General features: G+C 69.4%; 23 protein-coding genes. 15 read left to right on the top strand and 8 right to left on the bottom strand.

What is annotated here, in order from left to right; genetic code table 11:
• The first annotated feature begins 325 nt into the window (after window positions 1-325).
• The 7 genes from infA (at window position 326) to rplQ (ending at window position 4,140) form a co-directional block, all read left to right on the top strand.
• Window positions 326-544, top strand: a complete 219-nt coding sequence (infA, locus tag HV824_RS20285; protein ID WP_002614803.1) for a translation initiation factor IF-1 — start codon at window positions 326-328, stop codon at window positions 542-544.
• 73 nt (window positions 545-617) lie between these two features.
• Complete coding sequence (gene rpmJ / locus HV824_RS20280; protein WP_043321360.1) at window positions 618-734, top strand: 50S ribosomal protein L36; 117 nt, start codon at window positions 618-620, stop codon at window positions 732-734.
• Between the two features lie 54 nt (window positions 735-788).
• On the top strand, window positions 789-1,169 hold the full coding sequence (gene rpsM / locus HV824_RS20275) for a 30S ribosomal protein S13 (protein WP_013939888.1): 381 nt from the start codon (window positions 789-791) through the stop codon (window positions 1,167-1,169).
• A gap of 62 nt (window positions 1,170-1,231) precedes the next feature.
• Window positions 1,232-1,672 carry a 30S ribosomal protein S11 gene (gene rpsK, locus HV824_RS20270; RefSeq protein ID WP_140791196.1) on the top strand — a complete coding sequence of 147 codons (441 nt, stop codon included), beginning with the start codon at window positions 1,232-1,234 and terminating at the stop codon, window positions 1,670-1,672.
• 69 nt (window positions 1,673-1,741) lie between these two features.
• A complete protein-coding gene (gene rpsD, locus HV824_RS20265; protein WP_013939890.1) occupies window positions 1,742-2,368 on the top strand; it encodes a 30S ribosomal protein S4 in 627 nt (208 codons plus the stop codon).
• Window positions 2,369-2,511: 143 nt separating this feature from the next.
• On the top strand, window positions 2,512-3,534 hold the full coding sequence (locus HV824_RS20260) for a DNA-directed RNA polymerase subunit alpha (protein WP_163779837.1): 1,023 nt from the start codon (window positions 2,512-2,514) through the stop codon (window positions 3,532-3,534).
• 183 nt (window positions 3,535-3,717) lie between these two features.
• Window positions 3,718-4,140, top strand: coding sequence for a 50S ribosomal protein L17 (gene rplQ / locus HV824_RS20255; RefSeq protein ID WP_176419439.1), 423 nt, complete (start codon window positions 3,718-3,720; stop codon window positions 4,138-4,140).
• Between the two features lie 103 nt (window positions 4,141-4,243).
• Here rplQ and HV824_RS20250 read toward each other — a convergent pair whose 3' ends face one another.
• The 3 genes from HV824_RS20250 to HV824_RS20240 all read right to left on the bottom strand — a co-directional run bounded on the left by HV824_RS20250 (window position 4,244) and on the right by HV824_RS20240 (window position 7,149).
• Window positions 4,244-4,828: a hypothetical protein gene (locus HV824_RS20250; RefSeq protein WP_255208195.1), complete on the bottom strand. Its 585-nt coding sequence runs from the start codon at window positions 4,826-4,828 to the stop codon at window positions 4,244-4,246.
• Window positions 4,829-4,960: 132 nt separating this feature from the next.
• Window positions 4,961-6,340, bottom strand: coding sequence for a lipopolysaccharide assembly protein LapB (locus HV824_RS20245; protein WP_176419441.1), 1,380 nt, complete (start codon window positions 6,338-6,340; stop codon window positions 4,961-4,963).
• A 14-nt stretch (window positions 6,341-6,354) separates the two neighbouring features.
• Window positions 6,355-7,149, bottom strand: a complete 795-nt coding sequence (locus tag HV824_RS20240) for a 1-acyl-sn-glycerol-3-phosphate acyltransferase (RefSeq protein WP_176419442.1) — start codon at window positions 7,147-7,149, stop codon at window positions 6,355-6,357.
• A gap of 235 nt (window positions 7,150-7,384) precedes the next feature.
• On the opposite strand from HV824_RS20240, the gene HV824_RS20235 reads away from it, so the two are divergent.
• Genes HV824_RS20235 through HV824_RS20225 form a run of 3 tightly spaced genes read left to right on the top strand, consistent with a single transcriptional unit; the run spans window position 7,385 to window position 10,925 of the window.
• Complete coding sequence (locus tag HV824_RS20235) at window positions 7,385-7,999, top strand: deoxynucleoside kinase (protein WP_011553366.1); 615 nt, start codon at window positions 7,385-7,387, stop codon at window positions 7,997-7,999.
• Window positions 7,996-9,171, top strand: a complete 1,176-nt coding sequence (locus HV824_RS20230) for a DUF2314 domain-containing protein (RefSeq protein ID WP_176419443.1) — start codon at window positions 7,996-7,998, stop codon at window positions 9,169-9,171. Before HV824_RS20235 ends, HV824_RS20230 begins: the two co-directional genes overlap by 4 nt.
• Window positions 9,172-9,227: 56 nt before the next feature.
• Window positions 9,228-10,925: an FHA domain-containing protein gene (locus HV824_RS20225; protein ID WP_176424017.1), complete on the top strand. Its 1,698-nt coding sequence runs from the start codon at window positions 9,228-9,230 to the stop codon at window positions 10,923-10,925.
• Between the two features lie 15 nt (window positions 10,926-10,940).
• On the opposite strand, the gene HV824_RS20220 is transcribed toward HV824_RS20225, so the two are convergent.
• Window positions 10,941-11,852, bottom strand: coding sequence for a DMT family transporter (locus HV824_RS20220; protein WP_176419466.1), 912 nt, complete (start codon window positions 11,850-11,852; stop codon window positions 10,941-10,943).
• Between the two features lie 75 nt (window positions 11,853-11,927).
• Here HV824_RS20220 and HV824_RS20215 point away from each other — a divergent pair, with 75 nt between their 5' ends.
• Window positions 11,928-12,839, top strand: coding sequence for a pseudouridine-5'-phosphate glycosidase (locus HV824_RS20215; RefSeq protein WP_176419445.1), 912 nt, complete (start codon window positions 11,928-11,930; stop codon window positions 12,837-12,839).
• Between the two features lie 21 nt (window positions 12,840-12,860).
• Here HV824_RS20215 and HV824_RS20210 read toward each other — a convergent pair whose 3' ends face one another.
• Complete coding sequence (locus tag HV824_RS20210) at window positions 12,861-13,346, bottom strand: GAF domain-containing protein (protein ID WP_176419446.1); 486 nt, start codon at window positions 13,344-13,346, stop codon at window positions 12,861-12,863.
• 98 nt (window positions 13,347-13,444) lie between these two features.
• On the opposite strand from HV824_RS20210, the gene HV824_RS20205 reads away from it, so the two are divergent.
• Window positions 13,445-14,182 (top strand): NAD-dependent deacylase, encoded by a 738-nt coding sequence (locus HV824_RS20205; protein WP_176419447.1) that lies wholly within the window; start codon window positions 13,445-13,447, stop codon window positions 14,180-14,182.
• A 59-nt stretch (window positions 14,183-14,241) separates the two neighbouring features.
• Here the strand turns inward: HV824_RS20205 and HV824_RS20200 are convergent, their stop codons facing one another.
• Window positions 14,242-15,924 (bottom strand): serine/threonine-protein kinase, encoded by a 1,683-nt coding sequence (locus tag HV824_RS20200; protein ID WP_176419448.1) that lies wholly within the window; start codon window positions 15,922-15,924, stop codon window positions 14,242-14,244.
• Window positions 15,925-16,046: 122 nt separating this feature from the next.
• Here HV824_RS20200 and HV824_RS20195 point away from each other — a divergent pair, with 122 nt between their 5' ends.
• Window positions 16,047-18,020, top strand: a complete 1,974-nt coding sequence (locus HV824_RS20195) for an ABC-F family ATP-binding cassette domain-containing protein (protein WP_176419449.1) — start codon at window positions 16,047-16,049, stop codon at window positions 18,018-18,020.
• Between the two features lie 24 nt (window positions 18,021-18,044).
• Here HV824_RS20195 and HV824_RS20190 read toward each other — a convergent pair whose 3' ends face one another.
• Together HV824_RS20190 and HV824_RS20185 are read right to left on the bottom strand one after the other, a co-directional pair.
• A complete protein-coding gene (locus HV824_RS20190) occupies window positions 18,045-18,728 on the bottom strand; it encodes a zf-TFIIB domain-containing protein (protein WP_176424016.1) in 684 nt (227 codons plus the stop codon).
• 47 nt (window positions 18,729-18,775) lie between these two features.
• Window positions 18,776-21,016 (bottom strand): ATP-binding protein, encoded by a 2,241-nt coding sequence (locus HV824_RS20185; RefSeq protein WP_176419451.1) that lies wholly within the window; start codon window positions 21,014-21,016, stop codon window positions 18,776-18,778.
• 107 nt (window positions 21,017-21,123) lie between these two features.
• Here HV824_RS20185 and HV824_RS20180 point away from each other — a divergent pair, with 107 nt between their 5' ends.
• Both HV824_RS20180 and HV824_RS20175 read left to right on the top strand, forming a co-directional pair.
• Window positions 21,124-23,529: a transglycosylase SLT domain-containing protein gene (locus HV824_RS20180; RefSeq protein WP_176419452.1), complete on the top strand. Its 2,406-nt coding sequence runs from the start codon at window positions 21,124-21,126 to the stop codon at window positions 23,527-23,529.
• A gap of 230 nt (window positions 23,530-23,759) precedes the next feature.
• Window positions 23,760-23,963, top strand: a complete 204-nt coding sequence (locus HV824_RS20175) for a cold-shock protein (RefSeq protein WP_011553379.1) — start codon at window positions 23,760-23,762, stop codon at window positions 23,961-23,963.
• Window positions 23,964-25,276: the final 1,313 nt, after the last annotated feature.

Below are 25,276 nucleotides of genomic sequence, written 5' to 3'. Positions count from 1 at the left end.
CTCTCACCGGCTTGCCGTTCCAGGGGTGGAGCTTGCTCCTCCCGGGCACGGGGAGCTCCGACCTGGGGAGACCTGGACTCCCGTGAGGCTCGGGCGCAAGTTCACACCGCAGTCGGCAGCCAGGGGACTCGACCCAGGGATGACCCTTGACGGGGCTGACAGGAAGAGTTGATTTTTCCGTGACTGCGGGTGAAATAGACCGCCGTTATGTAGGGTTGGTAGGAATCCAAGTTTTGCAGTCGCGCGACGCTTGCCACTTGCGGACCAAAGTGCTATCCCGCCGCGCTTCCAAGAGGTTCGTGGTCCGGGGAAGAGAGTCTGACGCTTGCCGAAGGATGATTCCATCGAAGTTGAGGGGACCGTGATGGAGCCCCTCCCGAACGCGATGTTCCGCGTGGTGCTGGACAACGGCCACAAGGTGCTCGCGCACATCTCGGGCAAGATGAGGATGCACTTCATCCGCATCCTCCCGGGTGACAAAGTGAAGGTCGAGCTGTCTCCATACGACCTGACGCGCGGTCGGATCACGTACCGGGCGAAGTAGTAGGGTGTTCCCGCCTGGGAATGGTGGGCCGCTCGCTGGGCTTTTCTTTTGCTGAGGAAGGAAGTTCGCTCCAATGAAGGTTCGGGCGTCCGTCAAGAAGATTTGCGACAAGTGCAAGGTTGTTCGCCGTAAGGGAATCGTGCGCATCATTTGCGCCTCCAACCCCCGGCACAAGCAGCGCCAGGGCTAACGGCCAACCGGCCGTTGGCTTCAGACCAACTCCACTTAAGAAGGAAGACCGAAGATGGCTCGTATCGCCGGCATCGATCTGCCGCCCAACAAGCGCGCGGTGATCTCGCTCCAGTACATCTACGGGATCGGCAACAAGTCCGCGCAAGACATCATTGCCGCGGCGGGCATCGATCCCACGACCCGGACCAAGGACCTCACCGAGGAGCAGGCCCGTAAGATCCGCGAGATCATCGAGGCCAGCTACAAGGTGGAGGGCGACCTCCGGCGTGAAGTCACCATGAACATCAAGCGGCTGATGGACCTGGGTTGCTACCGGGGTCTTCGTCACCGCAAGGGCCTGCCGGTTCGTGGCCAGCGGACCCACACCAACGCGCGTACCCGCAAGGGTCCGAAGCGGGGCATCGTCCGGGCGAAGCCGGCGGCGGGCCGCTAAACGCAGCGCCGGTCCCATGAGGTGCCGGCGTCGATCACCTCCTCCCAGGAGCAGCAATCCACATGGCTGACGAGATCAATACTTCGGCTGCGGCGCCCACGGGCACCGAGGGCGAGGCCCCTGCCGCGAAGAAGTCGAAGCGCAAGGGCAAGAAGAGCATCCTGAACGGCGTGGTCCACATCCAGTCCACGTTCAACAACACCATCATCACGATCACGGACGTGTCCGGGAACGTGATCTCCTGGTCGTCCGCCGGGGCGCGTGGCTTCAAGGGAAGCCGCAAGTCCACCCCGTTCGCGGCGCAGGTGGCCGCTGGCGACGCCGCGGCGAAGGCGATGGAGCACGGCCTGAAGAACGTGTCCGTGTTCGTGAAGGGCCCGGGCGCGGGCCGCGAGTCGGCGCTGCGCGCGCTGGCCGCCGCCGGTCTGAAGATCAACCTCATCCGCGACGTGACGCCCATCCCGCACAACGGGTGCCGTCAGCCCAAGCGTCGCCGCGTCTAACCCCTTCGTCAGGGCTGCCCTCACGCCCTGGTGTGTGGGCGGCTCCAGATCACCTCTAAGGACCCCTCAATGGCTCGTTACACTGCCAGCGTCTGCCGCATCTGCCGGCGCGAAAACCTGAAGATGTACCTCAAGGGCGACCGTTGCTACACGGACAAGTGCGCCATTGAGCGTCGCCCCTATCCCCCGGGTCAGCACGGCCAGGGCCGCGTGAAGTTCTCCGGCTACGGCGTGCAGCTGCGCGAGAAGCAGAAGGTCAAGCGCATGTACGGCCTGCTGGAGAACCAGTTCCGCGGCTACTACCACCGCGCGTCCGCCGCCAAGGGCAAGACGGGTGAGAACCTCCTGCAGCAACTGGAGCTCCGTCTGGACAACGTGGTGTTCCGCATGGGCTTCGCGGACACGCGCAACGAGGCGCGCCAGCTGGTGCGTCACGGCCACTTCCAGGTGAACGGCCGCAAGGTGAACATTCCCTCGTTCGCCGTGAAGCCGGGTACCGCGGTGGAGGTGGTGGAGAAGAGCCGCAAGGTGCTCCGCATCTCCGAGGCGCTGGAGACGGTGGACCGCCGTGGCGTTCCGCAGTGGATCTCCCTGGACAAGAAGGCGTTCAAGGGCACGGTCACCACGGTTCCGAACCGTGAGGACCTGACGATGCCCATCTCCGAGCAGCTCATCGTCGAGCTCTACTCGAAGTAGGCACGCTGGATGTCGCAGTGGACGCCCTGGCCGAAAAGGCCGGGGCGTCTTGCTTTTAAGCAGTCGCAGTCCCCGCGTGCGCATCCTCCCGCCAGGTCGGTGGGTAAGTCGGTGGTGCGGCACGACTTGAGGAGCGGTACACCATGGCTGATACGTTTGTTGCGAAGAACTGGCGTGACCTGATCAAGCCCCGTCGCATGGAGGTGGATCAGGACAGTGCGACCCCCACCTACGGCAAGTTCGTCGCGGAGCCGCTCGAGCGCGGTTTCGGGACGACGCTGGGCAACTCGCTCCGCCGGGTGCTGCTGTCGTCGCTGCAGGGCGCCGCCATCACCTCCGTGAAGATTGAAGGCGTGGACCACGAGTTCACCACCATCCCCGAGGTGTCCGAGGACGTCACGGACGTCGTGCTGAACCTGAAGGAAGTCCTCCTTCGGATGCACACGAACGAGACGAAGACGCTCCGCATCGAAGCGGAGGGCCCCAAGGAGGTCAAGGCCGGTGACATCATCACCGACCCGGACACGGAGATCCTCAACCCGGGGCACCACATCTGCACCATCTCCGAGGGCGGCAAGCTCCGCATGGAGCTGACGTGCCGCCGCGGCCGTGGCTACACGCCGGCCAACGTGAACAAGGTGGCGGGTGCGCCCATCGGCACCATCCCCATCGACTCGCTGTTCTCGCCCATCCGCAAGGTGAACTACCAGGTCACCAACGCGCGCGTCGGCCAGGTCACCGACTTCGACAAGCTGGCGCTCGAGGTCTGGACGGACGGCTCCGTGTCGCCGCAGGACGCGGTGGCGTACGCGGCGAAGATCATCAAGGAGCAGCTCACCGTCTTCGTGAACTTCGACGAGACGGAGGAGCCCGTCGTCGCCGAGGCGCCGAAGGAAGAGGCGAAGCTGAACGAGAACCTGTTCCGTTCGGTGGATGAGCTCGAGCTGTCGGTCCGCTCGGCGAACTGCCTGCAGCAGGCGAACATCAAGTCCATCGGCGACCTCGTGCAGCGCACCGAGGCCGAGATGCTCAAGACGAAGAACTTCGGCCGCAAGTCTCTGAAGGAGATCAAGGAGATCCTCGCGGAGATGGGGCTGTCGCTGGGCATGAAGCTGGAGAACTGGCCGCCGAAGCAGGCGCCGGCTCCCGCGCAGCCGAAGGCGTAGTAGGGTTCACTCAGGGCCTCCCCACGCGGCCGCGGGTACGGCAGTCAGCGGCGCGAGGGGAGGGGGCTGGGACGTCTTCCGGTCCGAATGACAGCGGTGGGCCCCGTGCCGGGTCCTCCCATCCCACCCGGTACCTGACACGGCCGGAGTGGTGGAGTCCCACAAGGACTCTGGAGCACGACGATGCGCCACAAGGTCGGACAGAGGAAGCTTCACCGCACCACGAGCCACCGGCTCGCGATGCTCAACAACATGGTGACCTCGCTGCTGGAGCACCAGGCCATCCGCACCACGCTTCCCAAGGCCAAGGAGGCCCGGAAGATCGCGGAGCGGATCATCACCCTGGGCAAGCGTGGCGGCCTCGCCAACGTTCGCCTGGCGGCGCGTACGGTCAAGGACCGCGACGTGCTGCAGAAGGTGTTCAGCGAGTACAAGGACCGGTACGCCACCCGTCCCGGTGGCTACACCCGCATCGTTCGGCTCGGCTTCCGCCGGGGCGACGCCGCGGAGATGGCCCTCCTGGAGCTCGTGGACCGGCCGGAGAAGGCCGCTCCTGTCGACACCGAGGCGGCGGCTGAGCCTGCGGAAGAGACGAAGGCGGAGTAGTCCCGTACGGACGGCATCCCTGGCCCCTTCGTGAGGAGGGGCCGGGAGCAACGCGAGGGCGCGCTTCCGAGAGGAAGGGCGCCCTTCGTGTGTCCACGGCGGACTACCGCTGCGGCTTGCGAAGGCGCTCCCAGGCGGCGTTGAGGTCCTCGGTCAGGTCCGCGCTGTCATCCCGGCTGCGCATCTGGATGGACTGGAAGCGGAGGTCCGCGGGCGCGGCGCCGCTGGAGCCCATCAGCTGCTTGGGGGTGATGGTGATGAACTCACCCGGGGCCACCGTCAGCACCGCCGCCTGGTACTGCCCATTGACGGTGAGGGTGACGTCGTACCAGGGCTCCTTGCTCTCGTTCCAGATGGTGACCGAGGGCCGGTCCAACCTGTCACTGAGCACCAGGCGCGCGTCCATGTCCCCCTTGCGCACTGTGCTGCCTGGGCACGCAATGGCCAGGCTCATCACCGTCATCATCAGCCAGCCGGCGATGATGGACGCCTTGTACTTGAAGAAGCGGTCGCTCTGGCGGAAGTCCGCGACCAGCTCTTTGAGGATGGAGAGGCCGTTGAGGAGGTGGTTCGAGGCATCCCCCGCCAGCCGCTTCCCCAGCGGACCGTCTGGCTTCTCCTTCTGGAGGGGCTCGGCGCGCGCGGCGGACATCACCCGCAGATTGGACTGGCTGGGTGCGCGCGGCATGCCGGGGTTCGTCGGCGTGCGCGGCTGAGAGCCAGACGGAGACGCCGCCCGAGGAGGCTGCGTTCCAGGCGGAGGGGGCTTGCGACCGTCGCTCATCGGGCAATGAGTGTAGAGGGCTGGGCCCGTGGATGGCTACTGTGCCTTGAGTTGCTGAAGCGCACGGGACGCCACCGCGTTTTCAGGCTGGGTCTCCAGCACCTTCATCAGCCAGCGCTCGGCCTCGCTGGCCGCCGTCTTCCGCGCCTCTGCACGCGAGGCCTTCATCGCCTGCTCGGTGTAGAGCAGCCCCAAGCGCAGGCTGAACTCCATGTTCTCCGGGTCCTTTTCGACCACGCGGCGCAGCTCGCGCTCGGCGGCGGCGAAGTCGCCCTCCAGTTGGTACACGAGCGCCAGCTTGCCTCGCGTCGCCACGGCCTCCGGTGCCAGGGAGGTGGCCACGGTGAAGGACTCGCGGGCGGCCGTGAGGTCCCTGCGTTCCAGGTGGAGGTCTCCCAGGTGGAACCAGGCGGTCTCGAGCAGTGGGTGGAGCGCCACGGCTTTTTCGAAGGAGGCGCGGGCCGCGTCGGGACGCTGGCGCGCCAGGTAGAGCTCGCCCAGGTAGAAGTGGTTCTTGCCGTCGCGGGGGGCGCGCTCGATGGCCTGCTTGAACTCATCCACCGCGCGTCCCGCGTCATCCAGGCGTTGGTAGGCCAGGCCCAGCAACGCATGCACCACCGCGACGTCCGGGTAGTCGAGCAGGATCTCCTCGAAGGCGAGGATGGCGTGCTGGGGCGCATCCAGGTCCTTGAGGTAGCGCATGCCTTCTTCCAGCTTCGCCTCGGCGGCCTTGGGGAAGCCGGAGAACGGGTCCGCGATCTGCTCCATCAGCGCCCGCGCGGTGGTGACTTCGGCCGGCGTGGGCTGGCCCCGCACCACCGTGCCGAGCGCCTCCACGGCCCCGGGCGCGTCTCCCGTGCGGTGCAGCGCCTTGGCCAGCGGCAGGCGCCAGGCGGTGCGGTCCGGCGCCAACGCCGTGGCGCGCCGCAGGGGCCCGAGCGCCTCCGGGTACTGTTCGGACTCCAGCCGCGCGAGCCCCAGCCGGTAGTGGAACTCCGCGGTGTCCGGTGCCAACGCCGTGGCGCGCTCGAAGGCGGCGACGCTGGGGGCCCCCGCGTCGCGAGCGCGTGAGAAGAGGGCGAGGCCCAGCATGTACTGGTCGCTCGCGCGCTCACCCGCCGCGATTCGCTTCTGGAGCTCCGCGATCCACGCGTCCGTCTGCCCCGCCTTCACGTAGGCCTCGGTGAGCGAGCGCGCCACGTCCAGGTCGTCTGGCGACTGCCGGTGCAGGTCCGTCAGCAGCCCCAGCGCCTTCGTGGGCTGATGCTCGTCCAGGTAGGCCCGCGCCTGGGAAAGCGGATCGGTGGGGCGCGTCTTGGCGGAGTGGGTGGAGGTGGTGCTGCAGCCAGCCAGGAGGCCTACGCCGAGCACCGCGGCGCGAATCCAGGGACGGGAACGGAGGTGGCGGATGGTCATCTCGGAGAGGCTTCTCAGGAGGAGGAGACTGCGCGGGCGCGCGTGCCGCTGACGCCCTCGACGCCCGCGGCGGCCACGGCGTCATCCACGTCGCCGCCCTTGCCCCCGAGGGACAGGCTGTCCGCGATGATGACGGCGCGGACGGCTCGGGCCAGGCCTTCGCGGTCGCCTTCGGCGAACGTGGTCGTGTCGATGGGCTTGCCAATCTTCACGCGGATGGGACCGGGGGTGATGTTCCAGGTGGACTTGGGCATCAGGTTGCCGGAGCCCTCGATGGTGACGGGGCAGACGGGGACGCGGGCCTTCAGCGCCAGGGCGAAGGGGCCCTTCTTGAAGGGCAGGACGCGGCCGTCCGTCGAGCGGGTGCCTTCCGGATACAGGAAGATGCTGGTGCCGCCGCGAATCTTGGCCGCTGCCGCGTTGAGCGAGGCAATGGCCTTGGAGCGGTTGGACCGGTTGACGAAGACGTGGCCCGCGAGCGCCAGGTACCAGCCGATGAGGGGCACCCACTTGAGCTGCGACTTGGCGACGTAGCGGAACGGGACGGCGACGGCCATGAAGTGCGCCGGGATGTCGATGGTGGACTGGTGGTTGGCCACGTAGATGGTGGGCCGATTCGGGTCCACGTTCTCCTGGCCGATGACTTCCAGCGTCGCGCCCCCTGCCCACAGCAGGACGGGCGACCAGAGCTCTCGCGCCACCCAGATGGAGCGCGATGGGTTGAGCGTGAGCAGCATCGCCAGGATGGCCAGGTGGAAACAGACGAGCGTCCAGACACCCGCCACGAAAATGCAAAAGAGCTTGCGCATCCCTCAGCCCGCCTCCTGGGGGCCGATGTTCAAGGCCGGAAGGTGCCCGGGCCCGCGGGCTTGCCCGCCGAAGCTCCCTGGCCAGACGCTCAGGCGGCGACTCCCAGGCGGGAGGACGGTGGCACCTGTCACGCGTTGAACGGGACGACGGGGGGGCATGCACTTCTTCTACCACGTCCTACCTACACGTTGTTTCTGGTGCGCGCCGCTCGGCGGGGTTACAAGCAGGGGTGGTGTGGCCAGGAAAAAGTTCATCGCCATCGCGGGCAACATCGGCGCCGGAAAGACGGAGCTGACGTCCTTCCTCTGCCGGAAGTACGGGTTGACGCCCTCCTTCGAACCCAACGACCAGAACCCCTATCTGGCGGACTTCTACAAGGACATGAAGACGTGGGCGTTCCGCTCGCAGCTCTTCTTCCTGACGCACAAGTTCCGCCTGCACCGGGAACTGGAGCGCACCTCCGGGACGGTGCTTCAGGACCGCACCCTCTATGAGGACGCGGAGATCTTCGCCAAGAACCTCCACCGGCAGCGGCTCATCGACAAGCGGGACTGGAAGACGTACTGCGAGCTGTACGAGACGATTTCGGAGTCGTTGCGGCCCCCCGACCTCATGATCTACCTCCGCTGCCCGGTGCAGACGATTCGTGAGCGCATCCGCATCCGCGGCCGGGCCATGGAGCGGGACATCCCCACCCGGTACCTGCAGCGCCTCAACGCCCTCTATGAGGAGTGGTTCGAGGGCTACCGCCTGTCGCCGGTGCTCGTGCTTCCCACGGACAAGCTCGACTATTTGACCAACCTGGTGGACCGCGTGGACCTCTTCCGGCAGATCGAGAAGCACCTGTGATGGAGGTCTACCTGCTGGCGACGGAGCAGGAGGGCCCGGCTCCCATCGAGGCACTGCGCGCGTCCTTCGCGAACGATGAGGTGGAGTTCACCCCGGACGCGGACGACGAGGGTTTCACGCTGCGGGCGGACGGCTCCGAGGTGCTGGTGCGCCTGACGCGGGGCTCCGAGGGCCTGCCGCGCTTCCGCAAGGAGGTGTTCAGCGGCAGCCCGGACGCCTTCGAGCGGCTGGGGCGCGCCACGGCCTACTACCATCTGTCCGTGGAGCCGGGTGGGGCGCAGCCCACGCTGCCTGTCTTCGAGGCGCTGTGGGCCGTGCGCACGCTGCTGGAGCACGTGCAGGGCGTGCTGGTGGACCTCACCGCCTTCAAGCTCCACGAGCCCGACGACGTGGTGGAAATCACGGAGCTGGACTTCGACATCCGCGACCACGTCCACCTCCATGCCGTGGAGGCGACGGAGGGGGACACGCCCCTGTGGGTGCACTCGCACGGGATGGAGAAGTTCGGGGCTCGGGACCTGGAAATCTTCCACCTGGCCGAGAAGGACCTGCTGGCCGCGGAGAGCTTCCTTCACGAGCTGTGCACCGACCTGGCCTTCGGGCAGGGGCCGGCGCTGCGCACCCAGGTGGGCACCAGCGAGGGGCAGGTCTTCACGCTCGTGCCCTCGGAGGAGGCCCGCGCCAACCTGCTGGGCGTCCCCCTGGACACCTTCGAGGGACACGAGGGGCTCTTCCTCACCGTGGTGTCCCCGCTGGGCCGGCACAACACGTCCCAGCTGCTGGAGCCCTATCGCGAGCGCTTCGAGAAGGAGCCGGAGGAGCAGACCCAGGCCATGCGGCGCGAGGCCCAACTGGTGCTCCCGTCCTTCCTGGCGCGCTTCCAGCGCAAGGGGCTGATGGAGCCGCTCACCTTCCTGGTGCGCGCACCCTTCGACACCCATCCCGACGGGAACACCGTCACGGAAAACTTGTGGCTGGAGGTCATGGGCCGGGACGAGGGCTCCGTGGTGGGCAAGCTCGTGGATGGCGCAGTGCATACAACCGAGTGGCGCAAGGGCGCCCACGTGGAGGTCGCGGAGACCCAGGTCAACGCGCTGGCCATCAGCCGGGAAGGCCGGGCGTTGGATGAGCGGGAACTCCGTGAACTCCTGAACGCCGAACGGCCGATGTAGCAAGCGGTGCCGGGGGGCCTTGCCCGGCCATTGCGGGGCGCTAGGCTCCGCGCCCCATGCCCGCCCTCCTGCTGCTCACCGGTCCTTCCGCGGGGCGTCGTCACGACGTACTCGCGGAGGCGACGATTGGCCGCAGTCCGTCGTGTGAAATCCCGCTGGATGACCATCAAGTCTCCCGCAAGCACGCGCTGATCTCCGTCCTCGACGGGCAGTCGCACCTCCGCGACTTGCGCTCGCGCAACGGGACGTTCGTCAACGGCGAGCGCCTCATGGGCGAAGTGGTGCTCAAGCCCGGTGACCAGGTGCGCGTGGGCGCGACGACGGCCCTCTTCGAGCCGCCCCCGGTGACCCTGGTGGCCGATGGGCCGGAGAAGGTCGGCCAGGTTCCGATTGAAGAAGTGCTGCCTCACGTGGGCACGGCGGCGGCGATGTACTCGGCGGGCATTGCCTTGTTGGGGGCCACCAGTGGCGCACTGGTGCTGCGACGCCTGGCGGACGAGGTCGCGCACGCGCTCAATGCCGACCGCGCGGCCGCGCTGCTGGGCAGCAGTGATGGCTTGCTCACCGCCGCGGTGGCGGGCGCGGAGGCGCTGACGATGCCGCGCGCGCTGGCGCAGGCCGCGCTGGAGCGGAAGGAGCTCGTCCAGACGGATGACATCCTCTGCGCGCCCCTGGTTGCCTCGGGCGGCATGCCCTTCGGCGTGCTGTACGTGACGCGGGCGGAGCCGAAGTTCAGCGAAGGGGAGGGCCAGTTGCTCGCGGCGCTGGGACGGTTGGGTGGCGAGGCCTACACCACCGTGCGCTCCCGCGTGGAGGCGGAGCCGCCCGTGGCCGCGCTCTCTGGTACGTCCCGACCGCTGCGGGCCTTGTTGGAGCTGGCGCGCCGGGTGGCCGCCAGCGCCGCGCCGGTGGTGATTCATGGCGAGCCGGGCGTGGGCAAGGCGCTGCTGGCCCGCTTCGTCCATGCGCGCTCGCCTCGGGCCCTGGGGCCCTTCATCGTGGTGGACTGCCGGGAGCCCGCCGAGGCCGTTGAGGAGGCGCTGTTCGGCAGGGCGAGCGCGCCCGGGCACCCGCCCGTCGTGTCCGCGCTGCTGCGCGCGGATGGGGGCTCGCTGGTGCTGCTCCACGTGGAGTCGCTCGCGCGGCCCGCTTCGGAGCGACTGGCGCGGGCCCTGGCGCGTCGCGCGGCGCCCGCGCGGCAAGGCGGCGAGGAGCCCGTGGACGTGCGGGTGCTGGCCACCGCGCCCGCGTCGGTGTCGTTGCTGGCGGCGCGTGGTGACGTGGAGTCCGCGTTGGCTCGGGTGCTGTCGGGCTTCGAGCTGGACGCTCCGCCCATCCGTGAGCGGCGCGCGGACGTGCTGCCGCTGCTGGAGCAGTTCGCGGAGCGCGCGGCCCGCCGGATTCGCAAGGAACCACCGACGCTCAGCCCCGAGGCCCGGCGGCTGCTGCTGGAGTACGCGTGGCCGCAGAACCTGCGCGAGCTGGAGTTGGTGGGCGAGCGCCTGGGCCTGTTGTACGCGTCAAGCCGCGTGGGCGCGCTTCAACTGCCCCCGGAGTTCCAGGAGGGCGGCGAAGGCGACAAGACGCTGCAGGGGCGCGTGGCCCGGCTGGAGCGCGATGCCATCGCCGAGGCCCTGCGCGAGGCGTCGGGGAAGAAGGTGCTCGCCGCGGAGCTGCTCGGCATCAGCCGGCCCACGCTGGACAAGAAGATGGAGGAGTACGGTCTCGCGGTGGAGCGGGGTCGCCGGGAATGAGCGCGCCCGCGCGGCCTACGACTTCCGCCGGCTGAGCAGCACGCCAGTGAGCACCAGCCCCGCGCCAAGCACCTGCACCCAGGTGGGGCGCTCTCCGCGCACGGCCCACGCCGTGAGGGCGGCCACCACGGGGATGCCGGTGTTGTAGAGGCCCGCGCGGCTGCTGCCCACCTGCTGCACGGTGCGGCCCCAGATGAAGTACGCGAGCACCAGCGGCACCAGCGCCGAGTACACGACGCCCGCCCAGGCGCCGGCGGTGATGTGCTCGGTCTCCAGGCGCAGCAGCTCGGGCACGCCCGCGAGCACCACGCCCGGCGCGCCCGTCAGCATGCTGATGGCGGTGATGCGCAGCGCGGACACCTCCGGGCTCACGGTGCGGATGCCCACCGTGTAGAGCGCCCAGCAGAGGCTGGCGCCGACGATGAGCCCGTCACCCAGCGAGGACGCGCCATGTTGGGACGCGCCGCGTCCCCCCAGCACCAGCAGCATCCCCACCACGCCCAGACCCAGTGCCACGACGAGCGGGCGGGTGAGCCGCTCCACGCCGAACAGGGCACCGAGCGTGGCCACCAGCACCGGCGTCACCGCTGTCAGCATCCCGCTGTTCGCCACCGAGGTGTTCGCCAGGCCGAGGATGAAGCACAACTGGTACACGGTGTTGCCTACCAGCCCGAGCCCCAGCAGCTTGAGGAACACCGGGCGGGGAAGCGGCTTCCAGCCTTCGACGCCGAGGAGCAACGCGCCCATGGCCAACGCCGCGATGGTGAAGCGCAGCGACATGAAGGCCAGGGGAGGGAGCGTCTCCATCGCCTCCTTCACCACCGTGTAGTTGGTGCCCCAGACAATCACGACGCCGACGATGGCCAGGTCGGACGCGGAGAAGCCGCGCGAAGGGGCAGGCACGACGGCGGTGGTGGACGTGGACACGGCGGCAGGGGAATAGGCCCGAGGGGCCGCGCGCGCAAGCCGACGTTGAGAGGCGGGCATGCTAAACGCCTGGGCATGGACCTACGCTTTTCGGAAGAGGTGCGCCGCGCGCTCGAGGCCGGTCAACCGCTGGTGGCCCTGGAGACGAGCGTCGTGGCCCAGGGACTTCCCTATCCGGACAACCTGGCCGCCGCCCGGGCATGTGAGGAGGCCATCCGCCGCGCTGGCGCCGTTCCCGCCGCCACCGCCATCATCGATGGGCAATTGTGCATCGGGCTGGAGGAGTCGGAGTTGCGCCGGCTGGCGGAGGGCAAGGAGCGCCTGCTCAAGCTGGGCTCCCGGGACCTGGCCGTCGCCATGGCCACGCGCGCCACGGGTGGCACCACCGTGAGCGCCACGTGTGAAATGGCCGCCGCCGCGGGCATCCGTGTCTTCTCCACCGGCGGCATTGGTGGGGTGCACCGCGGGGCGTCGGAGCACTTCGACATCTCCCAGGACATCGCCGCGCTGGCGCGGTTCCCTGTCGCAGTGGTGTGCGCGGGCGCCAAGTCCGTGCTGGACCTGCCCAAGACGATGGAGCTGTTGGAGACGGCCGGCGTGCCCGTCATCGGGGTGGGGACGGACGAGCTGCCGTCCTTCTACAGCCGTGGCTCCGGCATCCCCCTGGAGCACCGCGCGGATGACGTGGACACGGCCGCCCGCATCGCCCGCGCCCGCTTCGAGTCGCTGAAGCAGGGCGGGGTGCTCTACACCGTGCCTCCGCCCGAGGAGACATCCCTGCCTCGCAACGAGGTGGAGCTGCACATCGCCGCGACGCTCGCCGACGCGGACCGGCAGGGCATCCGCGGCAAGGGCGTGACGCCTTTCCTCCTGTCGGAGATGGCGAAGCGCACCGGGGGCAAGACGCTCAAGGCCAACCTGGCGCTGCTCACCCACAACGCGCGCTTCGCCGGGCAGCTCGCCGTGGCGTACGCCCGCGCGCGCTGAGCGCCCGGCCGCGGGCCGCCGCTACCGCTGGAACCAGCGCACCAGGTCTTCCAGCTCGCGGCGGTCCACCTCGTCAAAGGTGCCCGGGTGCTCGGAGTCAATGTCGAGCACGGCGAGCAGCTCCCGGTTGCGGCCGAACACCGGCACGACAATCTCCGACGTCGAGCGTCCGTCGCAGGTGATGTGGCCCGGGAAGGCGTGGACGTCCGCCACCACCATCGTCTCGCCCTTCGCCGCGGCGGCGCCGCACACGCCCTTGCCGAAGGGGATTTCCAGGCACCCGAGCGTGCCCTGGTAGGGGCCCACGCGGAGCAGCTTGCCCGGCGTGACGACGCGGTAGAAGCCCGTCCACAGGTGCCCGAAGGCGTGGTGCAGCAGGCAGCTCATGGTGGCCATGCCGGTGATGTCGTCGTCGATGCCCTCGAGCACCGCGCGCGCGTGCTGCTTCAGCTCGGCGTAGGCTTCGGCCTTGGGCATGCCGCGCAGATCCAGAGTGACTTCCGCCATGATGGGACCTCGCAAGGCGACCCCCGGGAGCGTCAGGCCCCGGTAGGGTCAGCGTCCCCTCCATAGCTTGATTCGCTTTCCGCCGCACAGGAGCCGACATGCATTCGCTCACCCTCGATTCGAATACCTGGCTGCTCGTCCTCACGGGCGCGGGGGTCTCCGCTGAGAGCGGAGTTCCCACCTTCCGTGGGATGAGCGGACTCTGGGAGGACCAGCCCGTGGAGGCCGTGGCGTCGCCCGAGGGCTTCCGGAAGGACCCGTCGCGGGTGTGGCGCTTCTACTCGGAGCGACGCAAGGGCGCCGCCGCCGTCCACCCCAATCCGGGCCACGAGGCGCTCGTCGCCTGGGAGCGTCACCTGGGGGACCGCTTCCTGCTCGCCACCCAGAACGTCGATGGCCTGCACTCCCGCGCCGGAAGTCAGCGGGTGGTGGAGATGCACGGCAACCTCTTCAAGACGCGCTGCAGCCGCTGCGAGCGGCCCCCCTTCGACGACGCCACCGTGTACCCCACGGGGTCGGTGCCCGAGTGCGATGCGTGTGGCCAGCAGTTGCGGCCCCACATCGTCTGGTTCGGCGAATACCTGGACCCGGCGGACATCCAGCGCATCGAGGACTTCTCGCTGCGGGCCGCCACCTCGGGTGGACGTCTCATCTTCCTGGCGGCGGGGACCTCCGGCGCCGTGTACCCGGCCGCTGGAATCGTGGACCAGGTGCGAAAGGCCGGCGGGGAGACGTGGCTCGTCAACCTGGACCCGGCGGAGAACTCCAACCGCTTCGAGCACCGCGTCGTGGGCAAGAGCGGGGAGGTCCTCCCGGGCCTCGCGAAGCTCGCCTGACGCGGGGGGGCGGAAGGACCGGGGGGCACCGCGGCGCTTCCGCGTGCCCCTGGTGGGGACTACTCGAAGACGGAGATGTCCGGCCCGGACGGGCTCGACGGCTTCGGCGGCGGGCGCGGCGAACGTCCGGGGCCCGCGGCGCGCACGGGCTCCAGCACCACATTCGCCGTCTGTGTGTTCCCAGCCACCCGGCGCAGGTTGAGCGTGAGCTCCTTGTCCTGGTGCCCCGGCATGCGGAAGCTGAAGGAGTGCACCTTGTCGCGGCGGAGCTGGAGCTTCGTGGGCGTGGTGCCCACCATCTCCTCGCCTTCGTAGATGGATGCGCCGGACGGCGTCGAGGCGAGGCTCACGGTGAGGAGGGACGGCTCCTCGGGTGTTCCTGTCGCGACCTGCGTCGTGGTCGGTGAGGCATCGCGGGGGACGTTCACCACCACCGGCGTCGCGGGGGCGCTGCCGTCACCCTGGTTGCCCAGGACCACGGCCGCGCCAATGCCCAGGAGGACGAGCGGCACGGCGACCAGGGCCACCTTCTTGCCGGTGGACATGCCCTCCGGCTCGGGGGGCGGAGGAGGCGGCGCGGACCTGGACGTCTGCGAGCGCCCGCGGCTGGGGGAGGACGCGGCGCCCCCACCGCCGCCCTGGGTCCTGGCGACGACGACGTTGGACGGCGTGGAGCCCCGGCCCAGGGTCGGCGCGGCGCCCACCCGCGAGGAGCGGATGCCGCTCTGGCTGCCCTGACGGCTGGAGCGGCTGCGGCTGTTGCTGCCGCGCTCGCTGGCGCTGGAGACGCCGCCGCTCGGCATGGCGTCGAGCTCCTCGGAGGTGAGGTCCGCTACGGTGTCCAGCATCGCGTCGATGAACTCCTGCGCGTTCTGGTACCGGTCCTCCTTCTCCGGGGCGAGCGCCTTCTTGAAGAAGGCATCCAGCGCGGCCGGCACCGGGGCGCCCTGGCGCTTGGTGTTGACGGCGGGCACCGGCTGGGTGAGCGACGCCGTCAGCGCCTTGCGCACCGTGTTCGCGCCGAAGGGCGAGCTGCCGGTGAGGCAGAAGTAGAGCACGCCCGCCATGGAGTAGAGGTCGGAGCGCTGGTCCACGGACTCGCCGCCGGCCTGCTCGGGCGGCATGTACTGGGGCGTGCCCAGCACCTGCCCGGTGGAGGTGAGCTGCTCCTCCTCCTCTGCCTCCATGGCCTTCACCAGGCCGAAGTCCAGCACCTTGACGAAGTCCTGGCCGCTGAGCTGCTGCACCATGATGTTGTGCGGCTTCAAGTCGCGGTGGACGCAGCCCTCCGCGTGCGCGTGCGCCAGCCCCTGCGACGCCTGCTCCACGAGGCTCAAGGCCCGGCGCAGGGACATGGGGCCCTGGCGCTTCACCGTCTCCTTCAGGCTTTCGCCTTCCAGCAGCTCCATCACGTAGTAGCAGGTGCCGTCCGGCGACCGGCCGAAGTCGAAGATGGTGATGACGTTGGGGTGGCGCAGCCGGCTGGCGAGCTCCGCCTCCCGGCGAAAGCGCTCGAAGAACTGGGGCGCGGCGGCCAGCGACGGGTTGAGCGTCTTCACCGCCACCGGGCGCTGCACGGACGTCTGGGTGGCGCGGAACACCATGCCCATGCCGCCCTGGCCCAGGACGCTTTCGATTTTATAACGGCCGTCGAGCACCTGGCCGAGGAGCTGGAGGCTCTGGCCTGAGCAGAGGTGGTCGACGCCGTCGGTGCTTCCGCAATGGGGACAGGGGGCAGCCATGTGGGGCCAGAGTATAGACAGGCCCCGGCCCAACCCGGAAAGCCCCTGTGGGGCCCCAGAGCGAACGGGCAGGCACATCCGACATTCCCGAGGAGCCCGCGGGCTGTTACATCCCCGGCGCCATGAGCCTCGTCATCGCCCAGGACCTCTGTCTCTCGTACGGAAAGAAGGTCCTCTTCGATCAGGACAGCTTCACGCTGGGTCCCAGGGACCGGGTGGGCCTCGTAGGGGCCAACGGGACAGGCAAGAGCTCGCTGATGAAAATCCTGGCGGGCGTGGCCCAGCCCGACTCGGGGACGGTGCAGTACAGCCGCAAGGCCCGGGCGGGCTACCTGCCGCAAGAGATCGCCGGCCTGCCGGAGGGCACCGTGGTGGAGGCGGTGATGAGCACCGTGCCCGGCCGCGATGCGATGGAGGCGCGCCTCAAGGAGACCGAGGAGGCGCTCGCCGCCGCCACGGACGAGGAGGACCAGCTGGAGCTGTCCCAGTCCCTGGCGGACCTGCACGCGGAGCTGGACGACTTCGAGAACCGCTACGGCCGCCACCACGCCGAGCGCATCCTCAAGGGCCTGGGCTTCCGCGACGCGGACCTGGCCAAGCCCACCTCCGCGCTGTCCGGCGGTTGGCGGATGCGCGCGGCCCTGGCGGGGTTGCTGCTCCAGGACCCGGACCTGCTCCTGCTGGACGAGCCCACCAACCACCTGGACGTGCCCACGCTCACCTGGTTCGACGACTTCATGCGCCGCTCCACCAAGGCGCTGGTGCTCATCTCCCACGACAAGGACTTCCTCAACCGGCAGATCAACCGGGTGGTGTCCCTGGAAGTGGAGGGCGTGCGCGAGTACGCGGGGAACTACGACGAGTACAAGCGCCTGCGCGCCGAGGAGAAGGAGCTGCTCCGGGCCCGCGCCGAGAAGGTGGAGTCACGCCGCGCGGAGCTGCAGGGCTTCATCGACCGCTTCGGCGCGAAGGCCACCAAGGCGCGGCAGGCGCAGAGCCGCGCCAAGATGTTGGAGAAGCTGGAGAAGGTGCAGGTCCTGGAGGAGCGGACGTCGATGAAGTTCCGCTTCCCCGAGGTCGAGCGGAGCGGGCGCGACGTGGTGACGCTGGAGGGCATCACCAAGCGGTACGGCGCGCAGACCATCTACGACGGCCTCACCGGGCGCGTGGAGCGGGGGCAGCGCATCGCCGTGGTGGGCGCGAACGGCGCGGGCAAGACGACGCTCCTGAAGATGGTCGCTGGTGAGCTGACGCCGGACACCGGGACGGTGACGCTGGGGCACAACGTGGTGGTGGGCTATTACGCGCAGCACCACGCGGACAAGCTGAACCGGCAGAACACCATCATCGAAGAGGTGCGCCCGCTGGCCGCGGACAAGCCGGAGAGCTACGTGCGCGGCGTGCTGGGCGCGTTCCTCTTCAGCGGCGACGACGTGGAGAAGCCCATTGGCGTGCTGAGCGGGGGTGAGCGCGCGCGGGTGGCGCTGGCCAAGCTGCTGCTGGTGCCGTCCAACTTCCTGCTGATGGACGAGCCCACCAACCACCTGGACCTGGACTCGGCCGAGATGCTGATTGAAGCGCTGAAGAGCTACGGCGGCACGTTGCTGTTCGTCAGCCACAGCCGGAGCTTCATCAACGGCCTGTCGTCGCACGTGTGGGAGGTGGCGGACGGGAAGCTCACGCCGCACCCGGGCAACCTGGACGACTACCTGTACCACCAGCAGAAGCTCCAGCAGGCGGCGGCGGAGGCCGCGGCCCTCGCGGCGGGCCAGGCGCGGGGCGACAAGGTGGCCTCCGGGCCGATGACGGAGAAGGACCGCAAGCGGCTGGAGGCGGAGGCGCGCCAGCGCCGCAGCGTGGTGGAGGGGCCCCTCAAGAAGGAGATCGCGAAGCTGGAGGCCCGCATCGCCGAGGTGGAGGCCGGGCAGAAGGAGCGCGAGGCGCAGCTCGCGGACCCGGCCCTCTACAACGACTTCGCGCGCGCCAAGCCGCTGATGGACACGCACCGCGCGAGCAAGGAGGAGCTGGAAGACCTCTATGCCCGCTGGGAGGCCGCGCAGGAGAAGCTGGCCGAGGCGACCGCGTCACTGGGGTGAGGCCTGGCGGATATCCGCCGTGAGTCAGAAGCGAAAGGTGGGGCGGGAGCCGGACATCATCTGCTTGAGCAGCCACATCATGCCAGCGGAGACGAAGCCGCCAACGTTGAGCACGGGCCCCCGCCGACTGGGGACGACGAGGGGAATGCCCTTGCCGCTGTCCATCTCTTCCGTGAACGGGGTTGCGCCACTCGGCGCGCAGCTTCCACAGTAGAGGGCTTCCTCCCATACAAAACCATGCGCTGGCAGCATGTCTCGCCGGCACGCGGTGCAGCACGGCTTCCCTTCGATTCGCACCGTGGGCCGGAGGTCGAGCGGCGCGCTGCGGTACGTCTCCACGGCGGCTTGGAGTTGCTGGAGTTCGCCCGCATCCAGGGCAACCCCCGCGCAGCCCGAGCACACTTCCATGGGGACGCCGAACACCTCCACCACGGGCAGGGGCGCCTGGCCGCAGCGCGGGCAGGCGGGGGCGCGCGTCGAGCAGTGGGGACACTCTGGAACGAACTGGAGCTCACCGTGGCAGCCCTTGCAGCTTCCCGGCCGGTCCTTCGAGCGGCGCAGGAGCGCGTCCGAGACGGCGCCGCCCATGACCTTCGCGAGCGCATCGCCCTCGAACCACACTGCGCCGCAGTCACCGCAGGTCTCCAGGGGAAGCTCACCGCTCGGAGTGGGCTGCATCGCGGACTGGCAGAAGGGGCATGCGCTCATGGGGATCACCCTATAGGCGCGCGCCCTCAGGAGCGAAAGCGGTGCCGCTACGCGCGGAGCCGCTTGCGGCGCTCCCGCTTGGCGCGGGCCTCCACGTGGGACGGCTTGCCCCCGTCGCGCAGCTCGTCGGGCATGGGCAAGGACTGCGACGGCCGCTTCCCGGCGGGCAGGCCCTCCACGGAGGTGGCGTCCGCGGGCTGCTCGGTGGGGAGGGCGGGGAACCGGATGACGAACGTGGTGCCTTCGCCCACCTTGCTCTGCACGGAGATGCTGCCGCCGTGGTTCTTCACGATGCGCTGGCAGATGGCCAGCCCCAGGCCGGTGCCCTTCTGCTTCGTCGTGTAGAAGGGCACGAAGATGTGCGGGTGCTGGTCCGGAGGAATGCCGGGGCCGTTGTCGGACACCTGCACCTCCACGAACTCGGCGCCGGCGCTGCGCAGCTCCCCGAAGCGCTCCGGCTTCTCCGTGCGCACGCTGATGCGGCCCTCGCGCGTCCCGAGCGCCTGCACCGCGTTCTGCACCAGGTTGATGAGCACCTGCTTGAGCTGCTCCGCGTCGCCGTCCACGCGCGGCAGCATCAAGTCCAGCTCCACGGCCAGGTGGAGGTTGGAGGGCACGTCGTTCTGGATGAGCCGCATGGTGCGCGTCACCACCTCGTTGAGGTCGGTGGTGCCGAAGCTCTGCTTCATCGGACGCGCGTAGTCGAGGAACGCCGTCACCACGCCGTTGAGCCGGTTGACCTCCTCGACGATGACGTCGAGGAACTCGGCGTCCTCGCCGTGGAACTGCGCCGGGTCCAGGCACTGCGCAGCGCCCTTGATGGCGCCCAGCGGATTGCGAATCTCGTGCGCCAGGCCCGCCGCCATCTCACCCAGCGCGGCCAGGCGGTCCCGCTCGCGAATCTTCTCGTAGAGCTTGGAGTTCTCCAGCACCGTCGCCAGCCGCTCCGCCACCTCCAGGATGATGGCGATTTCGTCGGACGCGAAGGCCTCCGGCACCCGTTCGTCCCACAGGTTGAGGAACCCGATGACGCGGTCATTGCCCATCAGCGGCACGGCGATGCCGGCCTTCACCTGCACCAGCGCCGCGCGCGTGTCGTTGAGCCGCTTGAGCTCGTCCCGGTAGCGCTTGCCCTCCACCGCCTGCAGCCGCATGGTGGCCATGCGGCGCTCCACGTTCTCCCGCAGCACCGCCTTCTGTCCGCTGGCCGCCGCGAAGAGCAGCCCGCGCGCCACCGCCGTGTCCAGGAAGGCCACCGGCAGCGGGCCCCGCGAGTCCAGCAGCCGGTACCCGGGCCGGTCCTCCGCCAGCAGGTACACAGAGGCGTGCGTCACGCGGCCCGTTTCATGGAGCGTGTCCAGCACCAGCCGGGCCAGCTCGGAGATCTCGATGACGTTCGCGATGCGCACGCGCAGCGAGCCCAGCGAGTCCAGGAGGGCGAAGCGCTCGCGGAAGAAGATGCGCACCACCATCTCCTCCACCTTCACCTTCAGGGGCTCCAGGAGGATGAGGATGACGAACGCGGCCACCACCGTGTTGAAGAGGAAGAGGCCGGTGTTCTCCTTCCCCCACGCCGTCAGCACCGTGAAGACGGCGGCCAGGATGCTGGCCAGCACCGTCTGCGAGGCAATCTTGCCCAGCAGCTCGTGCAGGTCCATGAGCCGCAGCCGCAGCAGCGTGTGGGCCAGGAAGAACAGGTACAGCGTGGAGAAGACCGAGCCCAGCGTGGGGAAGGGGATGCCGAAGCTGACCAGGAAATCCAGCGCGGAGAAGAGGATGGCCGCGCCCGCGCCGATGGCCAGGTACGCCAGCCGGAACTTCTCGATGCGCGATTCGGTGGTGCGGACCCGGTGGAGCAGCAAGGAGCCGTAGGTCAGCAGCGTGCCCAGCACCCACACGCCCATGCCCACCCGGGCCCAGAGCTTGTCGGCCAGGGGGGTGACGGCCACGGTCAGCCCCAGCACGGCGGACAGCAGGGCGAGCCGGCGGCCCACCAGGTTCGTCCCCTTGCTGACGCCCAGGAACTCCAGGAAGAAGGCGACGGCCGCGCCCGGCACCAGCGAACCCACCAATAGGGTGGCGCCCACGAAGATGCGGGATGTCCACGGGTAGTCGCCGGCCGGGAAGATGCTGTGAAAGAAGAGCGAAAGGTAGTAGCCGGCCACCGTCAGCGCGAAGACGGAGTACAGCGTCAGTACCCTGGGCCTGCCGGGCCGCAGCAACATGGACACGCCCAGGGCGAGCCCGATGATGGATGCCAGCAGCGCGCTCTGTGTCCGGATGTCCATGAGGAGGCGGACAGTCTAACCTGTGTCAGTCTCCGGAAATTTTCCATGACCTGCTGATTGTCCTGGGGCGAGCCCGCGCGCATCTCCCTGGGAACCCGCCCCCGCGTATGAAGCCCTTCCTTTCCAAGCTCGCCGTCGCCGCCTCCGCGCTCCTGATGACCGCGCAGGCCCCCGCCCCGCAGGCGGTTTCGTCCACCCCGGCCGAGCCCGAGGCGTCCGAAGCGCCGGCCCAGCACCCCAGCAACGCGCCTCCCGAAGCGCAGCTGTCACCTCCTCCCGATTCGGAGAAGGCGCCGCTGCCGGTGGGCTACGTGGAGGTGCTCAACCCCGCCTTCCCCAATGCCGCGCCGCCCACGCCGGTGGTGCACCGGGGCCGCCGCTACGGGCTGGAGGACCTGGCGCCGTACTTCGGCGAGGGCAAGAAGCAGGAGGCCCGTGACGCGTTCGACCGTGGACAGTACCCGCGCGCCCGCGAGCTGCTGAAGGACGAGGGCGATAGCCCGCCGGTGCGCTACCTGCGCGCTTTGGCTGCCGTCCGCGCCGGGGATGACGCGTCCGCCGCCACGGAGTTCGCCGCGCTGGCCCCGGACTACCCCGCGCTGAAGGACCGCTGCCTGACGCATGGCGGCGTGGCGCTGGAGAGCCTGCGCCGCTTCGACGAAGCCGCGGTGCTGCTGGAGCAGGTGCCGCCGGAGTCCAAGCTGTACGTGGACGCGCGGCTGGCCCTGTCACGCGTGCTGCGCAAGAAGAAGGACGCGGAGGGCGCCATGGCCGCGCTGGAGCCGCTCACGTCTCGCGCGGCGCCCAGCTGGGGCCGCAACGTGGGCGCCGAGGCGCTGATGGCCATCGCCGACATCGCCGCGGAGAAGAGGGACAGGGCCGCCGAGCGCGCCGCGCTGTGGCGCCTGTGGGCCGCGCATCCGTTGTCCGCCCTGTCGAAGCAGGCCGAGCGGCGCCTCAAGGGGCAGGCGCCGCCGTTGGAGGCGAAGGTGGGGCGCGGCGAGGCGCTGGTGGAGCTGCACCGCAACAAGGCCGGCCTGGCGCAGCTGGAGCCGCTGCTGCCGAAGCTGAAGCTCCCGGACCCGCTGGCCTGCCGCGCGCACTTCGTCTTCGGCAAGGGCCTGCGCAAGGAGCGCCAGCACACGCGCGCCATCCAGGTGCTGACGCCGGTGGCGGAGCAGTGCCAGGACCGCGACCTGCTGGCGCGCGTGCTGTACGTGCTCGGCTCGTCGCGCTCCATCGTGGACCAGGCGCGGGGCATGGAGACCTACGAGCGGCTGGCGCGCGAGTTCCCGGACCACTCGTTCGCGGATGACGGCCTCTTCTACGCCGCCGACCTCTACCTGAAGACGGGCCGCCCGAAGGAGGCCATGGCCCGCCTGGACACGCTGGCCCGGCTGTACCCGCAGGGAGACTTCCTGGGCGAGGCGCTCTTCAAGGCGTTCTGGATTGCCCGCACCACCGGCGTGGAGGACTCCGGCCTGTCGTTCCTGGACCGCATCGAGGCGCAGTTCGCCAAGGCGGACGAGAGCTACGACGTGGAGCGCGCGCGCTACTGGCGGGCGCGGACGATGCAGGAGAAGGGCAACATCCAGGGCGCGGCGGAGCTGTTCGAGAAGCTCTCCGTGGACCACCCGGCGACCTACTACGGGCTGATGGCGCGCTCGCAGCTGGCGAAGGTGGACCCGCCGCGGCTGGAGAAGGTGTCCGCTGAGGTCTTCACCGTGCCCGAGGCCGTCAGCCCCTGGCCGCTGTTCGCCGGCCCCATGGGCGAGGACCCGCACTTCCGCGCGGGCGTGGAGCTGTACCGCCTGGGCTTCAAGGAAGCCGTGTCGTCCGAGATGCTGGCCGTCAACCGGACGAACCTGCCCGCGGAGTCCGTGCGCCTGCTGGTGCTGGTGCTGCACGAGGCCGGGGACGAGCGCTCCGCCCACGCGGTGGCGCGGCTGGCGCTGCGCAAGGACCTGAGCGGGCCCATCACCGCGGAGACGCGCGTGGTGTGGGAGGTGGCCTATCCCAACGCCTTCCGCGACCTCATCGAGAAGCACACCGCGGACGCGGGCGTGGAGCCGGACCTGCTCCAGGCGCTGATGCGGGAGGAGAGCGCGCTGGACCCCAAGGCGCTCTCATGGGCGGGAGCGATGGGCCTCACCCAGTTGATGCCGTCCACCGCGAAGGGCGTGGCGCGCGAGCTGAAGCTCAAGCGCTTCAGGGTGGACCAGCTGCTCCAGCCCGACCTCAACATCCGCATGGGGGCCCACTACCTGGGCGGCTTGCTCAAGCGCTTCAAGGGGCACACGCCCTACGCGGTGGGCAGCTACAACGCGGGGCCCGGCGCGGTGAATCGTTGGAGGTCCGACAGGCCGGACCTGGCGCTGGACGCGTGGGTGGAGGAGATCCCCATCTCCGAGACGCGCGGCTACATCAAGCGCGTGCTGCGCTCCTTCAACACGTACCAACTGCTGTACGGACGGGCGCCCAAGCTGCCCGTGCTCAAGAGCGCCGCGAAGTAGGTGCGCCGTCGCCATCCGGGCGCTTGCTGGGTGGTGTCGGTAGAGAATTCGTGCGGAATGGAGCGCGAAGGCCGCGGGTTATGTCCACGCCCTGAAAAAGGGTGCCTGCGTGTGGGGGTCCCCCTATGCAACTGGCCGGAAACGTGACACATGGCCAAGGCCGCACCCTCACACGGCGTGGCAACCAGCTCAATTCATGAAGCTGGTAGAGAAAGACGAAGAGAAGCGTAATGGCGACTGGTACCGTGAAGTGGTTCAACGACGCGAAGGGCTTTGGGTTCATCATGCAGGACGGCGGTGGCGAGGATCTTTTCTGCCACCACACTGCGATTCAGACCCAGGGCTTCCGCACGCTGCAGGAAGGCCAGAAGGTCGAGTTCGACGTGGCCCGTGGCCCCAAGGGCCTGCAGGCTCAGAACGTTCGCCCGGTCTGAGTACCTCCTGAGCGCTCCTAGCGCTCAGTCCGAAGGCTCAGTCTCCCCGAGGGAGGCTGGGCCTTTTCCTTTTTGTCACCCCGATGTTCCGGGGCTCGCCTGGAACTTGCCCGGCGGCTCCCATAGACTCGGGGCGTGGGCGCCCCGTCGAACAGTGGAGACGGTGGGAAGAATGCGCTCTTGCGCGCGCTCCCCTCCGTCGAGCAGCTCCTGCGGCGCCCGTCGCTGGAGCCCCTGTTGAGTGGAGTCCCCAGGGCCCGTGCCGTGGCCGCGCTTCGGCTGGCGGTCGACCGGGCCCGGGGCCGGCTGGTGGCCTCGGGCGGGCCGGGCTTCGAGGACGCGGACGTCCAGCACGCCCTGGACACGCTGGCCGCACCGGGGCTGCGGCCCGTGCTCAACGCCACCGGGGTGGTGCTGCACACCAACCTGGGACGCGCACCCCTGGCGGCCTCGGCCGTGGCGCGCGTGGCGGAGGTGGCCCGGGGTTACTCCAACCTCGAGTACGATTTGGATGAAGGAGCGCGGGGCAGCCGCTACGCGCCGCTCGTGGGGCTGCTGCGCTCGCTGACGGGCGCGGAGGACGCGGTCGTCGTCAACAACTGCGCGGGCGCGGTGCTGCTGGTGTTGGCGGCGCTGGCGTCCGGCCGCGAGTGCGTGGTGTCGCGCGGTGAGCTGGTGGAGATTGGCGGTGGCTTCCGTGTCCCGGAGGTGATGCGGCAGTCGGGCGCGAAGCTGGTGGAGGTGGGCACCACCAACCGGACGCGGCTGTCGGATTACTCGGCGGCGCTGGGCCCGGAGTCAGCGCTGCTGGTGAAGGTGCACCGCTCCAACTTCGCGTTGGTGGGCTTCACGGAAGAGGTGGAGGTCGCGGAGCTGTCGGCGCTGGGCCGCGCTCGCGGCGTGCCGGTGTTCCAGGACCTGGGCGCGGGCGCGCTGGCGCCGTTGAAGGGCGAAGGCCTGAGCCGCGAGGTCACGGTGGCCCAGGCCGTCGCGGCGGGCGCGGATGTGGTGGCCTTTTCGGGAGACAAGCTGTTGGGTGGACCCCAGGCGGGCGTCGTGGTGGGCCGGGCCGCGCTGGTGGCGCGCATCAAGGCCCACCCGCTGATGCGGGCCCTGCGGGTGGACAAGCTGACGGTCGCCGCGCTCGAGGCCACCCTGGTGCTGTACCGGGATGGCCGGGCGGAGGAGGTGCCGGTGCACCGCCTGCTTGCCCAGTCGCCGGAGGACCTGCGCGCCCGGGCGGTACGGCTGGAGGGCCTCCTGGCTGTCTCTTATACACACTGACGCTGCCGACGAATAGCCTTGTGTATGTA

This window comes from Myxococcus sp. AM009, assembly GCF_013372605.1.
GTDB lineage: Bacteria > Myxococcota > Myxococcia > Myxococcales > Myxococcaceae > Myxococcus > Myxococcus vastator.
The sequence above is the reverse complement of the archived record's forward strand: the minus strand, read 5'-3'. Positions and strand labels throughout refer to the sequence as shown.

What these genes read in the sequence shown, in the direction of transcription:
- rpmJ (WP_043321360.1), top strand. Translation starts at nt 618, where the DNA reads ATGAAGGTTCGGGCGTCCGTCAAGAAGATTTGCGACAAGTGCAAGGTT.
- rpsM (WP_013939888.1), top strand. Translation starts at nt 789, where the DNA reads ATGGCTCGTATCGCCGGCATCGATCTGCCGCCCAACAAGCGCGCGGTG.
- HV824_RS20190 (WP_176424016.1), bottom strand. Translation starts at nt 18,728, where the DNA reads ATGAGCGCATGCCCCTTCTGCCAGTCCGCGATGCAGCCCACTCCGAGC.
- HV824_RS20240 (WP_176419442.1), bottom strand. Translation starts at nt 7,149, where the DNA reads ATGCGCAAGCTCTTTTGCATTTTCGTGGCGGGTGTCTGGACGCTCGTC.
- HV824_RS20195 (WP_176419449.1), top strand. Translation starts at nt 16,047, where the DNA reads ATGAGCCTCGTCATCGCCCAGGACCTCTGTCTCTCGTACGGAAAGAAG.
- HV824_RS20260 (WP_163779837.1), top strand. Translation starts at nt 2,512, where the DNA reads ATGGCTGATACGTTTGTTGCGAAGAACTGGCGTGACCTGATCAAGCCC.
- HV824_RS20225 (WP_176424017.1), top strand. Translation starts at nt 9,228, where the DNA reads ATGCCCGCCCTCCTGCTGCTCACCGGTCCTTCCGCGGGGCGTCGTCAC.
- HV824_RS20245 (WP_176419441.1), bottom strand. Translation starts at nt 6,340, where the DNA reads ATGACCATCCGCCACCTCCGTTCCCGTCCCTGGATTCGCGCCGCGGTG.
- HV824_RS20210 (WP_176419446.1), bottom strand. Translation starts at nt 13,346, where the DNA reads ATGGCGGAAGTCACTCTGGATCTGCGCGGCATGCCCAAGGCCGAAGCC.
- rpsD (WP_013939890.1), top strand. Translation starts at nt 1,742, where the DNA reads ATGGCTCGTTACACTGCCAGCGTCTGCCGCATCTGCCGGCGCGAAAAC.
- HV824_RS20185 (WP_176419451.1), bottom strand. Translation starts at nt 21,016, where the DNA reads ATGGACATCCGGACACAGAGCGCGCTGCTGGCATCCATCATCGGGCTC.
- HV824_RS20175 (WP_011553379.1), top strand. Translation starts at nt 23,760, where the DNA reads ATGGCGACTGGTACCGTGAAGTGGTTCAACGACGCGAAGGGCTTTGGG.
- HV824_RS20180 (WP_176419452.1), top strand. Translation starts at nt 21,124, where the DNA reads ATGAAGCCCTTCCTTTCCAAGCTCGCCGTCGCCGCCTCCGCGCTCCTG.
- rplQ (WP_176419439.1), top strand. Translation starts at nt 3,718, where the DNA reads ATGCGCCACAAGGTCGGACAGAGGAAGCTTCACCGCACCACGAGCCAC.
- HV824_RS20215 (WP_176419445.1), top strand. Translation starts at nt 11,928, where the DNA reads ATGGACCTACGCTTTTCGGAAGAGGTGCGCCGCGCGCTCGAGGCCGGT.
- HV824_RS20200 (WP_176419448.1), bottom strand. Translation starts at nt 15,924, where the DNA reads ATGGCTGCCCCCTGTCCCCATTGCGGAAGCACCGACGGCGTCGACCAC.
- HV824_RS20250 (WP_255208195.1), bottom strand. Translation starts at nt 4,828, where the DNA reads ATGCCGCGCGCACCCAGCCAGTCCAATCTGCGGGTGATGTCCGCCGCG.
- rpsK (WP_140791196.1), top strand. Translation starts at nt 1,232, where the DNA reads ATGGCTGACGAGATCAATACTTCGGCTGCGGCGCCCACGGGCACCGAG.
- HV824_RS20205 (WP_176419447.1), top strand. Translation starts at nt 13,445, where the DNA reads ATGCATTCGCTCACCCTCGATTCGAATACCTGGCTGCTCGTCCTCACG.